The organism is Rhodococcus sp. IEGM 1241, from assembly GCF_033142365.1.
GTDB classification, from domain to species: domain Bacteria; phylum Actinomycetota; class Actinomycetes; order Mycobacteriales; family Mycobacteriaceae; genus Rhodococcus_F; species Rhodococcus_F erythropolis.
Genome location: NZ_JAWLSE010000006.1, coordinates 429,013 through 441,689, shown reverse-complemented (window position 1 = coordinate 441,689; position 12,677 = coordinate 429,013). Strand labels below are relative to the sequence as shown.

Genomic DNA, 12,677 nt, shown 5'->3' with positions numbered 1-12,677 from the left:
GTTCGATCTATTGTCGATATATCGTCGATACGTCAAACAAACACAGACAGTCCAGGAGGACAACATGTACGCCCCACACAACAACCCAGAAATGCAAGAACGTCGCGAGCATGGCCGCAGAGGCCCGCATCGTGGACACGGTTTCCGTCGAGGATTCGATGGAGAGCGCCCCGAGGGTCGCTTCGAAGACCGAGCAGAAGGACGCCCCGAAGGCCGACGCGGTCGCGAAGGTCAGCGCGGACACGGCCGCCCTCACTTCGGTGAAGCCGGCGCAGCGCTCCGTCCCGCGATGGGTCTACTCCGAGGTGCCGCTGTCGCGGTAGCCGCAGGTGGGACTGCTGAGCAGGTCGCCAAGGCAGAGGCAATTCTTGCCGAGGCACGCCGTGCACTGTTCGAGATGCTGGCGGAAAAGCCGGCTGACGTGCAGCAGGCTCACGCAGAATCTACCGACACACTGCCGGCAGAGTGATCACGGCGCTCAGGCGCCGACGGTGACTTCCTCGCTGTTCATGCCGGAAACGTGGCCGTCGGCGCCCTCTCGCCAGTACCCGACAACATTGTGCTTGTCGCGAGCAATTCCTCGAACTTCCCTCAGATGCTTACGAATACGACGGCTGGTTGCGCTTTCGCACGCCACCCACGCGTAGACGTCGGCCGATTCGGATTCGGGAAACTCGACCCTCTCCACAGCCTCGAACAGTGCGCTCGGCGCCTTTCCGAGACCACTCCCCACGAGCCACGTGTACGTGACGTCGCCGCGAGTGACAAATTCCTGTCGATCCTCTTCGGTTTCGACCTCGATGATCGCCTGTGCGACATCGCCCTCTCGAAGTTCTTCGACAATCCTGCCCAGTCCGGGGAGACCCGTGGCGTCTGCGACCAGCAGCTGCCAGCGAGGACCCGCCGGTGCTTGGTAGTGGGACCGCGAACTGTCCGACCAGAAGACGCCTAGTAGGTGACCTGGTTCGGCCCGCAGGGCCCAATCCGCTGCAATACCGCCAGGGTGCACGACGAAGTCGATGTCCAGACGTCGGCCGCCGTCGTGCACCTTGCGCACGGTGTAGTGCCGCCACGGTGGCTCGGTTCCGAGATCGGCCTTGCCGTAGTCGGGATTGTTGAAGTAGTCGTAATCTGCTTCTGTTTCACCGGGTTTCGGGAACGCGATATCGATGCGCTCGTCGCCTTGTCCGCCGGTCGGCCAGTGCCAGTCGCCTTCTGCCTCGATGCTGATTCGCCGCATGTGCGGGGTCAGGGACGTGACGGTGACAACGCGGGCGGGTTCGCAGAAAGACATGCCTCGACCCTATTGGTCCTGCGTGTCGAAGTGGAGACAGATGCTGTCGCAAGACGGACATCGAAAGCAGCTGAAAACGCCAGCGTATGCCCCGAGGCATGGTTCTTCCCCGGTGCATACGCTGGCATTTTCAGTTATGCCCGTTCAGGCGGCTGTCGGTGGGCTGTTCCCGCCGATCGGCTGTTGATACGGATCGATCGACATCGGCGGATAGAACACCGTCTTCCGATCCGGACCGATCTCCACCCGCCATTCCGTGTGGTGCATCGTCCGATGATGATGACCGCACAACAAGATCAGATTGTCGAGATCTGTTGGGCCACCATCATTCCAGTGAACAATATGATGGGCATCGCACCACCCCGACGGAGTCCCACACCCCGGAAACGCACACCCACCATCACGAACTGCCAACGCCCGCCGCTGCGGCACCGTTGCCGTTCTCGCTTCCTTACCGCAGTCGAGCGGAACACCATTCTCATCCAACAAGATCCGCGTCACGGTGCAGTCGCACGCCAGCATCCGCGCAGCGTCGATACTGATCGGACCCACCCAATCCGTCCACGCGAACCCGAGTTCCTCCGTGGACGGCAGGAGGTCTTTCAACGCCTGCAGGTCCGTCATATCTTTCGCGGACGCGGTCACCGTGATGTGCGGTTTCACGCCGCCTTCGATCGGACCCAACCCCGCCCGCTCATACCGGCGCAACAGTTCGCAGAACCCGTCCGCCCGTCGTAATGCCGGCGTGCGGGTGTCCTTGACGCCGTCCTTCTCCGGCGTCGGAGCAGACAAACTCGACAACAACGTGATCAGGCGCGCCCCGTTCACAGCATCCAGATCGCCCTTCACCGTGACCCGCCCGTACAAGCCTTTCGAGGCGTAGAACTCGTTACGTTCGGAATCCTCGCCGACCGGGACGCCATCCTCGCGTTTTCCGTACTGCCTCTCGATCCGCCGAATCGCTGCCCGCACCGCATCACAATCCGCGATGTTCTTCGACGCCAGACCAAGCAGAATCCCGCGGGCCTTGTCCACATCGGCCGGGGTCATGTTCTTCGGTGGATGCTGACAGAACGACGCGACCTGACGGGCTTTCAACGCATCAACATCACCACGGTGAAACGCATCGCCCACAACGGGTTCGAGCATCAACAACCGCGCCAACCCGACCAGCAGACTGCACTCACCGATCTCCAGATTCGTCGAACCATGCAACCACTGCGCGATCGCCCGAAAACCCTTCCCGCCGAGAACCTCACGGGAAAACATCTCCACGATCAGCAACACCATCCGCGACTGCAACTCGTGCCGGGCGCGCACCAGATCGAGAACCTCACCCTTGAGGTCCTCACCATCCAGCTGCCACGCTTCCCGACTGTCCATGAAGCAATCATATTCGAACAGAGTTTCGAACACAAGAGAATTGCAAGCGAAAATTACTGCTGTCCAGCTACTTTCGACAATTCGGACAAACGTCAGATCGAACCCAGCTCCCGCGCACGAGCTACCGCCGACGTCCGCGACTTCACGCCCAACTTGCCGAAGATGTGGACCAGATGCGATTTGACCGTGGTCTCGCTCAGGAACAGTTCTTTACCGATCTCGCGGTTGGATCGACCCGCCGCCACCAGCTTCAGCACCTCGATTTCCCTTGGGCTGAGGCTGGTTTCGGGCTTACGGACGCGAGTCATGAGCTTCGACGCGATGGCAGGTGAGAGAACGCTGTCCCCGCTCGCAGCGGCGCGGACGGCCGACAGCAACTCGACCGGGGGTGTGTCCTTGAGTAGATAGCCGCTGGCTCCGGCTTCGACGGCGCTCAAGATATCCGCGTCCGTGTCGTAGTTGGTCACAACGAGTACGTGCGGCGGATTCGGCAGCGCGCATACCGCGCGGGTGGCGTCGACCCCGGTCTTGCCTGGCCCGAACCGCAGGTCCATGAGCACGAGGTCGACCGGCGTGGTGGCGCAGAAGGCTATGGCTTCCTCGGCGGTCCCTGCTTCGCCGACCACCTCGATGTCGGATTCGCTTTCGAGCAGCGCTCGCAGCCCGGCGCGCACGATCGCGTGATCGTCGGCGAGCAGCAGGCGGATCACTGTTCACCGACATCGAGGGGAAACGTCACCGCGACGGCCGTGTGTCCCGGCTCCGACTCGATTGAGAACGTTCCGCCCTGCAGTTCGACGCGTCGTCGAATTGCATTGAGGCCAAAAGATTCCGCCGGTCCACGTTCGAGAACTGCCACGTCGAAGCCGCGGCCGTTGTCGACCACGTCGAGGCTGACGGTGTTGTCGGAATACGTCAGTGTCACAGCCATTCTGGTTGCATCCGCGTGGCGGAGAACATTGGACACCGCACCCTGGGCGATGCGCACCAGTGTTGCTTCGAGGGGCATAGGCAGCCGGATTGCCTCACCTTCGACCAGGGATCGCGCTTCCAGTTCAGGACTGCTCGCGCGTTCACAGATTCGACGAAGCGCATCGGCGAGCGACTGACCGTCCAGGGCCGCCGGTGTCAATTCGGCGATGAGTTGGCGGGTTTCGGCAAGACTGTCCGCTGCGGTTTCCCGTGCGAGGCTGATCTGCCGGATGGCCGGGCTTTCCGGATCGGCGCGTTCGGCAGCGTGGAGGAGCATCTGGATGCTCGAAAGTCCTTGGGCCACGGTGTCGTGGATCTCGGCTGCGAGCCTTTCACGTTCGGCGAATTTTCCGGCATCGCGAGACGTCGACGCCAATTCTTCACGGGTGTTCATCAATTCGTCGATGAGACGTCCGCGCTCGGCTGCCTCCCGGTACAGCGCCTGATATCCGAGACCGATAGCAACGGCTACGGCGGCGCCGATGATCGGGCCGACGGCGCCGGCCACTGTCCACCCGCGATGCAATCCGGTGCCGATCACGGCGACGGCCGTTGCCGCGGTGACGGCCAGCAGGCTCCAGGGGCGCCGCAGAATATGGAGATAGAGGAAGAAGAGTCCGAATGCGAGGTAGGCGGCGTCGGCGGATACCGCCATCGTCGCGATCCAGACGAGGGTCAGCACGGCGAGCCACCAGCGGGCAGCGTTGCCGCGCAGCCTTTTGGCAACGCCGAAAAGATAGACGGCAACAAAGATCACGGCCAGCGCGATGATTGTTGCGGTCAGGTCGGATTCGTCGATCAGCGCTCGAAGAAACACCACACCGGCCAGCGCCATGACAAGGACATGCAGGCCCAGTTGTAGGCCGGCGAAGACAGGCGTGAGCGGAGATCGGTGCATCTCGCCCAGCTTAGCGAGGTTCGGGCCTGGTTCATCCATCAAAAGTTGTAAACCGGGATGGTTCTTTCGAGCGCTGGAATGTCGATCCGAGGTGCGATGGAAAGAGTCTGCATCCGCGAGAGCGTAGAGGCAAGCACAGGAAAGGAATTCACAGTGTTTGTCGCAATGAGGGACTTACGGGCAGCGCGAGGTCGTTTCGCGCTGATCTCCGTCGTGGTTCTGTTGGTTGCACTTCTGGTCAGTTTTCTCAGCGGGTTGACTGCAGGACTTCGCCATCAGAACGTGTCGGCCATCGAGGCCATGAATGCCGACACGGTGGTGTTTGCAGACACCGGAGCTGGGGCGTCGTTCGACGAGTCGGCGCTCACACAGGACCAGGTCAACGCCTGGGCCGGGGCCGCGAAGGATGTCGATCCCATCGGAATCGGCCGCGGGAAGGCAGGATTGGCCGACGGAAATCAGAAGTCGGTGGCCCTGTTCGGTGCTGACGGCGGTTTCGGTGACGTGACGCCGTCGGCGTCAGGCACGGTGGTGTTGAGCGAAGGTGCCGCCCGCGATCTGGGGGCGGGCGCCGGCGATCAGGTGAGCGTCGGTACGCAGCAGTTCACCGTCAGCGACGTTCGCGGTGACGACTGGTACAGCCATTCGCCCGTCGTCTGGATGACGCTCGGTGACTGGCAGGCGGCCAATCCACGCGGCGGCGTTGCGACAGTACTGGCTGTCACCGGAGCCTCTGACGCTTCCGCAACGGACAAGTCAGCCGCGACGACGTCGACGACGGTCAGCGGTTCGCTCGACGCGATCGGTTCGTACAAGTCGGAAAACGGGTCGTTGACGCTGATGACGCTCATGTTGTTCGCGATCTCGGCCCTGGTGATCGGTGCGTTCTTCACGGTGTGGACGATCCAGCGAACCCCGGATATCGCGACGTTGAAAGCGCTCGGCGCGACCACCGGTTCTCTGGTGCGCGACGCTCTGGGCCAGGCGCTCATCGTTCTGATTGCCGGCGTCACCGTCGGAATCGGGCTGACGGCCGTGGCCGGTTCGCTGATCGGAGACGCCATGCCGTTTGTCCTGGACGCATCCACGACCGTCGTACCTGCCGTGGCATTGATCGGGCTCGGTCTGCTCGGCGCGGCCTTTGCACTTCGATTCCTCTCGACCACTGATCCACTCACAGCATTGGGGAGCGCACGATGACCATGACAACCGGCACCACAGTTCTCGACATCCAGAACGTCGATCTGACGTTTCCCGACGGGCAATCGCGGGTGACGGCGCTGGACGACGTGTCTCTGCGACTGCACCGCGGCGAGATCGCCGCGATCACCGGACCTTCGGGTTCAGGCAAGTCCAGCCTGTTGGCGGTGGCGTCGACCCTGATCCGTCCGGATTCCGGGCACGTCTATCTCCGGACGCCGGAAGGCAGCACCGACATAGCGGCGCTGAGTCGGAGGGCGGCGTCGGAGCTGCGACGCTCGTCGATCGGAATCGTCTTCCAGCAGTCCAACCTCGTGTCGTCGTTGACGGCTCTGGAGCAGCTCGAGGTGATGGCGCATCTGGGGCAGTCCGTTTTCACGTCACGGACCCGTCGCAAGGCCGTGAAATCAAAAGCGATGGATTTGCTGGACGCTGTCGGGCTCGCGGATCAGAGCGGAAAACGACCGTCTCAGCTGTCGGGTGGGCAGCGACAGCGCGTCAATCTCGCGCGAGCATTGATGAACGATCCGCAGCTTCTGGTGGTCGACGAGCCCACCAGCGCGCTCGATCAGGAGCGCGGTGCCGCTGTCATGGATCTGATCATCGGGGTGGTGCGGGAACACGAGGCGGCAACCCTTCTCGTGACACACGACCGAAGTCACCTGTCTCGGATGGATACTGTCTATCGTGTTGTTGACGGTTCCTTGGCGGAGGACCAGGAGGCGCTCGCGGCGTAACTCAGGCGGGCACGATTCGGGCATTCGTCACTGCATCCGGGCGGGAAGTCAACCCGCGATTTGCTGGGCAGTTAGACTGTTGTCGACTCGGGCAACTTGAGAGGACGTGTTATGGAACGCCGCCGCAATGTTGCGCAGCCGCCACAATCGCCGATTGCGGATCTGGAGCAGATGCCTGCTCTGATTCTCCTCGACAGGCTTCCGGTGCCGGTCATGGCCGTTCACCGCGACGGCAGCATCGTTTTTGCCAACCCGTCCTTCGCTGACATGCTGGGATATCCCAAGAAGGCCGTCTCGGCGTTGCGTTTGCAGGACATTCTCTACGACAAGGATGCCGACGACGTCAGTGCCGAGCAGGCTCATCGTGAACTGAGTTCCGAGCCGGGCTCGGTCAAGGAGTTCGTGCACTCCGACTCCACGTTGGTGCGCGCGACGGTCAGTCAGTCTCTGCTCCGACGGGACGACGACACGATCACCCTCGCCGTCCTTCACGATCTGACGGAACGCCTGTGGAACAACCCACGGCACATCGACGACAAGCCCACCAAGTAGTCCCAGCTACTTCCGGGATTTGACGGTTCGGTCCAGGCCCAGGGTGGCGGCAAGGGTGTTGACCACCCATTCTTCGTACTTTTGGCCGGTCCAACCCGCGCCGACCACGAGGTCTGTGTACGTCTCGGGGCTGAGCAGCGTGAGTGCGACGTTCACGGCTGTTTCGAGGTCGACGGTTGGCGCTTTTTCGACGATGCCGACCATCAGATGTTCCTGCACCGTGCGTCGCTGAGTGCGGTTGATTTGCCACAGACGGGCGGCGTCCTCGTCAGCGGAAGCAGCGGCCCGCAGTGCCAACAAGATGTCTGCGGTGCGCTCCAGAATGAGCCGTCCGTGGTGAACCTGAATCCGGAGTTGCCCGAGTGGATGTGGGGCGCCCAGTGCCGCCGCCACCCACGGACGGTCGAGAGTTGCCGTCTTTTCCTCGTCGCCCGCAACGGCCACGTCGAGCAGTGCTGACAGCACGCTCGGCTTGTTGCCGAACACAAAATAGACACTCTGCACCGACACGCCCGCCGCCGCGGCAAGCTGTTTGATCGTGGCGGCCGCGTAGCCGGGATCGACAAAAACTTCCCGCGCTGCCTCGATGATCTTGCGCCGCGCCGACGTGTCTTCCCGAAGAACCTCAGTCATGATTAGAGTTTAACTCTAGAGTCGAACTCTAGCGACTCGGGAGGCGAAATAATGACGAAGGTTCTTGTACTCGGCGGCTACGGTGCCGTCGGGATTCCCCTGATGAAACAACTCGCGAAGGTCCCCGAAATCTCCGCGTACTCCGCCGGGCGCGATCGTGCCCGCGCGGACGTCGTCGTTGATCTTAAAGAACCAGGCGCGTACGCGGCTGTGGTTCGAGACTTCGATGTCGTGGTGAATGCGTCGGGTTTCGAGGACGTTCGCCTGGCAGAAGAAGCGGTACGCGGTGGGGCGGCATTCGTCGACATCACGGCAACCTCGAGCTACTGCGAAGAACTGGAAGCGGTCGACGGCCCAGTTCTGATGGGCGTCGGATTGGCACCGGGATTGACCAGTGTCCTTGCCGCCGAAGCGCATCGACTCGGCGACGGACCCGTGGACATCGTGATCGGCCTCGGCGGCGGAGAACTACACGGACCGGCCGCGACGGCGTGGACGTACGGGATGTTGGGAACGAGGTTTCCCGATCCCGACGGGCGATCGATCCGGAACTACGCCGGGATGAAGACGTTTCGGATGCCGGCGGACGCGACCGGGTACCGATCCGGTCCTGCTGTGCGGGCAGACTTTTCGGACCAACATGCGTTGACGCGCGACCTTGGTGTTCCGGTCAGAACGTACCTGCGATTGGACACGTCCACCGCGACGCTCGGGCTTGCGGCCATGACGTGGGCACCCGCTCTCCAGAAGGTAGTGCCGAAGAAGCTGTGGGGCTCGGATCGTTGGGTTGCGATGGCACAAACGGATACCGGTCCGGCGCTGTGGGTTTCGGGGCGTAGCCAGTCGGCCGCGACGGCAGCAATCGCCGCGCGTGCCGTGCAGGTGCTTAAGGGCGCCGCGATTTCGAAGCCGATGTGGTTTCACGCGGTGGAGACCGCAGAGTCGTTACAACTGGCAGTTCCTGAACTGTCAGTGCGGCAATGGGATGGTACGAGGCGGACGTCCGGCAAGACCGTCGACTAGTCGGGGCGAGCCGAGAAACGGCAATCCGGCGGCCGCATTGGTGAGACAACCGGGTACGACGACGCGGACGACATGCAAGCCAGCGCGGAGAACATCAGCAGTGGTGAGGTCGACCCATGCCGGCCTGAAACCCGAGCCTGTCAGTGCGCTTTCGGTGTCGATGGGTGACGTCAGAGAGTCGAGGTCCACCTCGCCGACGACGGTATCTGCCAGCTCACTCTCGAATCGTGCTTGGATCTCCGGGTCCAGGTGGAGCTGCAAGTGGCATCCGTAGTCCATGACGTCGGCAAAGTCCGATCGGTAGGCGCCTGCATAGCTTCGGTCAGCTCGCCAAGGCGCAAGCGGGCTGGTCGGGGAGGCCGCGGCTCGACCGATGCCGCTCTCCGGGTTGTCGTAGTCGGCGGAAAGAAGTTGCAGCTGAAGCGCTTCCCCGAGCGACTTGAACGCAGCGGTCTGTGCGTCCTCGTGGCAGGCGGTTCCCATGGTCGAGTATCCGGTGCGGTGGTCGCGGACGAGGGCGCCGAGTACCGGGATCCCGAAATCACTCTCGAATGCCAGCCATCTCGTCGACAGGGTTTCGTGATTGCCCAGTCGAAGGAGCTGCTCTGGCATCCCGGTGACAATCCGAACGCCGCGCCTTCCGGTCCAGGAGAGCGTCATCGCGTCGCGCTCGACTATCTCGCGCAGTGCATTCCGTATCGCGAATCCCGTCGTGGGACCGGCGGCGAGACCCGCCTGAGCCACCGGTGAGATCGCCGGGCCCGTCCGGGCGACGAAATGAGGATAGGAACCCCAGACGAGTTCGGCCGGCACCCAGATAGCCGAACCCGTGATCAGGTCGACTCCGAGAGTCCAGTCCATCTCCAGATCGTCGGTTGGTTCGACGAACGGGAACCGTGGCTGCGCGTACTGGGTGGCGCCGAAACGCGCGAGTCGTGACAGGTCGATGCTTGCGCCGATCACCGTCTCGGCTGATCCGCGGACGATCGGTTTGGCGACGATGTTCCCGCAATATCGTTCCACCGCTTCACCTATTGCGGCAGCGGTAGGTCGCGCACGGTCACCGAGATCGAAGCAGTATCCGGCACCCGCCGAGTCGCTGGACCAGGGCGAAAAGCGTGCCGAATCGCAGACATACGAATGAATGAGCTTGAACTCCGGCGGAAAGTGCTGGGGAACAACGGCGTCGACCAACTCTCGAATGATCCCAGTTCGGCGGTCGACGAGCAAAGACCTCATGCGAGAGGGACCGGCAGATGCAGATGGGTGGTCGATGCGCTGGTCAATCTGCTACCTCCAAGAAGGGGAAAAGCTGCCGGCGCATTGTTGTAGAGGCCGGGAGACAGGACGCGGACGACGTGCAACCCGGCAATCGAGATGTCGCGGGTGGTGAGATCGACGGAAATCGGTTGGTACCCTCGAGACGTCAGAAGGGCTACCAGAGAAGCAAGATTCACAGGATCTTCGTCGGGAATCTCTGATACCGAGCGTGTTTCGGTGTAATCGAAGAGATGCTCTTCCGCTGCCCCAGCCATCACGGGGTCGAGATACAGCTGGGCGACGGTCGGCAGATCGACGACGTCCTTCCACTGCGCATCGAACTCGTCCCGGTAACGACGGTCGGCCCGAAAGGGTTTGTACAGGTGCGCCGGCAGCGTTCCGTCCGCCACGCTGCGCCAGGTCGGCCCGTCGGGGTCGGCGAGGTCGATCGTGATGGCAAGTACGGCGTACGCCTCGACAAGGGCCTTCGAGACTGCCGCCTCCACCGTTGGTCGACAAGCTGTGCCCAGCGCGACCAATCCACGTCGGTCATCCCGGATCCACACTGCGGCGACGGGAATGCCGAAGGGGGAGGGGAGCAGAAGCACTCGAACGCTCCGAGTGTCGCTCTCCAGATCCCCGAGTTGGCGGTGCACAGGTAACCGCTCCCAGTCGGCGAGTTCGATTGCCGGCTGTGACCGGTCCCCGCACCACCACAGTGCGGTGGCATCGCGTTCGAGAAGTTCCAGCAGAGCTGACATCTCGGCCTCGGCGCGTGAGCGTCCCGCGGCGATTCCGGCGTACTGCAACGACGCGATCGGTGGTTCGCCGCGACGGGTGCCGGTGTAGTACCCGAGATAGGTCAGGGCGGCTGGCACATAGGTGGGCACTTTTTCGTCCATGGTGTGACCCAGCGCCCAGCGGATTTCCAGAGCCGATGTGAAGGGAACAAAGGGGAATCCGGGAAGGCGGTACTGGTCCTCGCTGTACAACGCAAATTTCGCGGGATCGACGACCCGTGAGCCTGCCAGTTCCAGCGCTGACGCACTGCTGCGGATCAGATCTTCGGGGACTACGTTGCCGCAATATCTTTCGACAGCCTCACCGGTTGCAGCACCGCGAGCTGCTGCGTCGTCGCGTATCGAAGCCCCGAATCCGTAAGGGTCCGCGCGAAACAGTGAACCGCTGCCGCCGAAGTTTCTGGTGTCGGCCACCCTCGCGGCCCAACCGACCCAGCCTGTCGGCATGTCCGAGCGAATGTGTGGTTCCAGTGAGGTCAGCACGCCGCTTCGGGCGTCGACCAGCAAGTCATCCACCGGCAGTTCCTCCGAGTATGGGCAGGGTCAACGACCCGGAAAATGATTGGTGCAGTGCGGTACTGCGTGTTCCTCGATAGCGATCACCGTCTCCGAGATTGCGTGCGAGCCGTGGGAAGTCCGAGCCGGCGATCCGCAGCGTCAAGACATCACCCGCGCGCACAGTGTGGAGCACGGGATCGAGATCTATGGTCAACGTGCCGGAGCAAAGGCTGACGCCCGCGCCACGAGCGATCGATCTCGTGACTCGAGTGGGATCGACGACGCTCAGTTCGGCGATCCAATCGGCTTCGCCCTGGGGTGAATGCACTGTCAACTCCACCGAAGGCATTCCCGACAGCACAAACTCGACCTCCATGTCGAAAGTCCAGACAACACAGTCGTTTCGGCCCTCGTCTGCGTGGTGCGTGAAGTTGAAAGGCGCCGTCCTCGGGTCTGGTTCGAGACGAATCCGGTTCGCACCCGTGACGTACGGTTCGGTCGACCAATCGCCTGCACCCCGGTCGAATACCCGATTGATGGTCACGGGCCGCGCCGAGAATATCGATTCCATCCACTCGACCTGAAGGCGGCCGAAACTTGTCTCGCCGACCCTTCCCGGGCGGAGGTCGTGCGCCCAGGGGCCCACGATCAAACTCTGCGGCCCGCGCCACACGGATGCGAAGTGCCGCAGTGTCTCCCGAATCATCGCATCGTCCCAACCGCCGATGTGCAGCCCGGCGACGTCGAGTTCGGAGAGTTCGTCCGCGGACACCAGATCATCGCCACCGAAGTCTTCGCGCTCACGAGCGCGACGGATCGGCGTCAACCAGCCCGGTGAATCGGAGGTCAGGCCAACCTCCTCGATCATCGACTGCACCGGGAGATGTTCCAGCAAAGACGAATCCGAGCGCATCAGGGCAGGGATGAAACCCTCACGAGAGGAAGACGAATCTCCGTGCTCGCCCCACCACGCCAGATGCTCGGCGAGGAGAAGTATCCCCGAGGGATCACGTTTGACGCGGTCGCTTCCGATGGTCGGGACTTTGGAGACGATGCCGCGAGCACGAAATGCCCGATCGGCGTTGTTGGTCTCGGCAGCAAACGCCCACGCAGTTCCGGCCGCATACGAAGCCCCGCTTGCGATGACGCACTCGGGTGTCCACGGCTGATCCTGCAGCCACTCGGCAAGGGCGGCGGCGTCCTCGCGCTCGTGGACGTAGGGTTCCCAAGATCCGGTGGAATCGTGCCGTCCACGTACGTCCTGACAGATGAAGGCAATTCCTCGTGATCGCCATTCGAGCCCCTCGGCCAGATGCCACCCGCGTCCGTACGGGGTTCGGATCACGATCAATCCTCGAGGTGAAGAATCTGGGAGGAGCACATCCGTAGCCAACGAAGAACCGTCTGCTGCCGGGATCTTCACGCCG

At 62.6% G+C, this 12,677-nt stretch carries 14 protein-coding genes; 6 read left to right on the top strand and 8 right to left on the bottom strand.

The features are described 5' to 3' along the window. Positions 1-110: 110 nt before the first annotated feature. Positions 111-323 (top strand): hypothetical protein, encoded by a 213-nt coding sequence (locus R4P70_RS26195; RefSeq protein WP_046377684.1) that lies wholly within the window; start codon positions 111-113, stop codon positions 321-323. Continuing rightward, positions 290-469: a hypothetical protein gene (locus R4P70_RS26190; protein WP_019746296.1), complete on the top strand. Its 180-nt coding sequence runs from the start codon at positions 290-292 to the stop codon at positions 467-469. Before R4P70_RS26195 ends, R4P70_RS26190 begins: the two co-directional genes overlap by 34 nt. 9 nt (positions 470-478) lie before the next feature. Here R4P70_RS26190 and R4P70_RS26185 read toward each other — a convergent pair whose 3' ends face one another. The 4 genes from R4P70_RS26185 to R4P70_RS26170 form a co-directional block, all read right to left on the bottom strand. Continuing rightward, a complete protein-coding gene (locus tag R4P70_RS26185) occupies positions 479-1,294 on the bottom strand; it encodes a siderophore-interacting protein (RefSeq protein WP_020905680.1) in 816 nt (271 codons plus the stop codon). 144 nt (positions 1,295-1,438) lie between these two features. Continuing rightward, complete coding sequence (locus R4P70_RS26180; protein WP_317832518.1) at positions 1,439-2,677, bottom strand: HNH endonuclease signature motif containing protein; 1,239 nt, start codon at positions 2,675-2,677, stop codon at positions 1,439-1,441. A 92-nt stretch (positions 2,678-2,769) separates the two neighbouring features. After that, a complete protein-coding gene (locus tag R4P70_RS26175) occupies positions 2,770-3,387 on the bottom strand; it encodes a response regulator (RefSeq protein WP_019746299.1) in 618 nt (205 codons plus the stop codon). Then, positions 3,384-4,586: a sensor histidine kinase gene (locus R4P70_RS26170; RefSeq protein WP_019746300.1), complete on the bottom strand. Its 1,203-nt coding sequence runs from the start codon at positions 4,584-4,586 to the stop codon at positions 3,384-3,386. The genes R4P70_RS26175 and R4P70_RS26170 overlap by 4 nt, the downstream gene beginning before the upstream one ends. Before the next feature lie 114 nt (positions 4,587-4,700). Between R4P70_RS26170 and R4P70_RS26165 the strand changes: the two genes are divergently transcribed. From R4P70_RS26165 to R4P70_RS26155, 3 genes are all read left to right on the top strand, one after another. Further along, complete coding sequence (locus R4P70_RS26165; RefSeq protein WP_060938783.1) at positions 4,701-5,747, top strand: ABC transporter permease; 1,047 nt, start codon at positions 4,701-4,703, stop codon at positions 5,745-5,747. Continuing rightward, positions 5,744-6,484, top strand: a complete 741-nt coding sequence (locus R4P70_RS26160) for an ABC transporter ATP-binding protein (RefSeq protein ID WP_020968047.1) — start codon at positions 5,744-5,746, stop codon at positions 6,482-6,484. The genes R4P70_RS26165 and R4P70_RS26160 overlap by 4 nt, the downstream gene beginning before the upstream one ends. A 111-nt stretch (positions 6,485-6,595) precedes the next feature. After that, positions 6,596-7,036 (top strand): PAS domain S-box protein, encoded by a 441-nt coding sequence (locus R4P70_RS26155; RefSeq protein WP_003943598.1) that lies wholly within the window; start codon positions 6,596-6,598, stop codon positions 7,034-7,036. A gap of 6 nt (positions 7,037-7,042) precedes the next feature. On the opposite strand, the gene R4P70_RS26150 is transcribed toward R4P70_RS26155, so the two are convergent. Continuing rightward, positions 7,043-7,669 carry a TetR/AcrR family transcriptional regulator gene (locus R4P70_RS26150; protein ID WP_019746303.1) on the bottom strand — a complete coding sequence of 209 codons (627 nt, stop codon included), beginning with the start codon at positions 7,667-7,669 and terminating at the stop codon, positions 7,043-7,045. Positions 7,670-7,720: 51 nt separating this feature from the next. Between R4P70_RS26150 and R4P70_RS26145 the strand changes: the two genes are divergently transcribed. Further along, positions 7,721-8,692 carry a hypothetical protein gene (locus tag R4P70_RS26145; protein WP_317832515.1) on the top strand — a complete coding sequence of 324 codons (972 nt, stop codon included), beginning with the start codon at positions 7,721-7,723 and terminating at the stop codon, positions 8,690-8,692. On the opposite strand, the gene R4P70_RS26140 is transcribed toward R4P70_RS26145, so the two are convergent. From R4P70_RS26140 to R4P70_RS26130, 3 genes are read right to left on the bottom strand one after another with little or no spacing between them, the layout of a single operon-like run. Further along, a complete protein-coding gene (locus tag R4P70_RS26140; RefSeq protein ID WP_317832513.1) occupies positions 8,639-9,931 on the bottom strand; it encodes a YcaO-like family protein in 1,293 nt (430 codons plus the stop codon). The genes R4P70_RS26145 and R4P70_RS26140 overlap by 54 nt on opposite strands. Then, positions 9,928-11,268 (bottom strand): YcaO-like family protein, encoded by a 1,341-nt coding sequence (locus R4P70_RS26135; RefSeq protein WP_113683416.1) that lies wholly within the window; start codon positions 11,266-11,268, stop codon positions 9,928-9,930. The genes R4P70_RS26140 and R4P70_RS26135 overlap by 4 nt, the downstream gene beginning before the upstream one ends. Continuing rightward, positions 11,261-12,673, bottom strand: a complete 1,413-nt coding sequence (locus R4P70_RS26130; RefSeq protein WP_317832654.1) for a CocE/NonD family hydrolase — start codon at positions 12,671-12,673, stop codon at positions 11,261-11,263. The genes R4P70_RS26135 and R4P70_RS26130 overlap by 8 nt, the downstream gene beginning before the upstream one ends. Positions 12,674-12,677 lie beyond the last annotated feature (4 nt).

Coding starts and splice junctions, on each gene's coding strand:
- R4P70_RS26195 (WP_046377684.1), top strand. CDS start 111: ATGGCCGCAGAGGCCCGCATCGTGGACACGGTTTCCGTCGAGGATTCG.
- R4P70_RS26190 (WP_019746296.1), top strand. CDS start 290: ATGGGTCTACTCCGAGGTGCCGCTGTCGCGGTAGCCGCAGGTGGGACT.
- R4P70_RS26185 (WP_020905680.1), bottom strand. CDS start 1,294: ATGTCTTTCTGCGAACCCGCCCGCGTTGTCACCGTCACGTCCCTGACC.
- R4P70_RS26180 (WP_317832518.1), bottom strand. CDS start 2,677: ATGGACAGTCGGGAAGCGTGGCAGCTGGATGGTGAGGACCTCAAGGGT.
- R4P70_RS26170 (WP_019746300.1), bottom strand. CDS start 4,586: ATGGATGAACCAGGCCCGAACCTCGCTAAGCTGGGCGAGATGCACCGA.
- R4P70_RS26160 (WP_020968047.1), top strand. CDS start 5,744: ATGACCATGACAACCGGCACCACAGTTCTCGACATCCAGAACGTCGAT.
- R4P70_RS26155 (WP_003943598.1), top strand. CDS start 6,596: ATGGAACGCCGCCGCAATGTTGCGCAGCCGCCACAATCGCCGATTGCG.
- R4P70_RS26150 (WP_019746303.1), bottom strand. CDS start 7,669: ATGACTGAGGTTCTTCGGGAAGACACGTCGGCGCGGCGCAAGATCATC.
- R4P70_RS26145 (WP_317832515.1), top strand. CDS start 7,721: ATGACGAAGGTTCTTGTACTCGGCGGCTACGGTGCCGTCGGGATTCCC.
- R4P70_RS26140 (WP_317832513.1), bottom strand. CDS start 9,931: ATGAGGTCTTTGCTCGTCGACCGCCGAACTGGGATCATTCGAGAGTTG.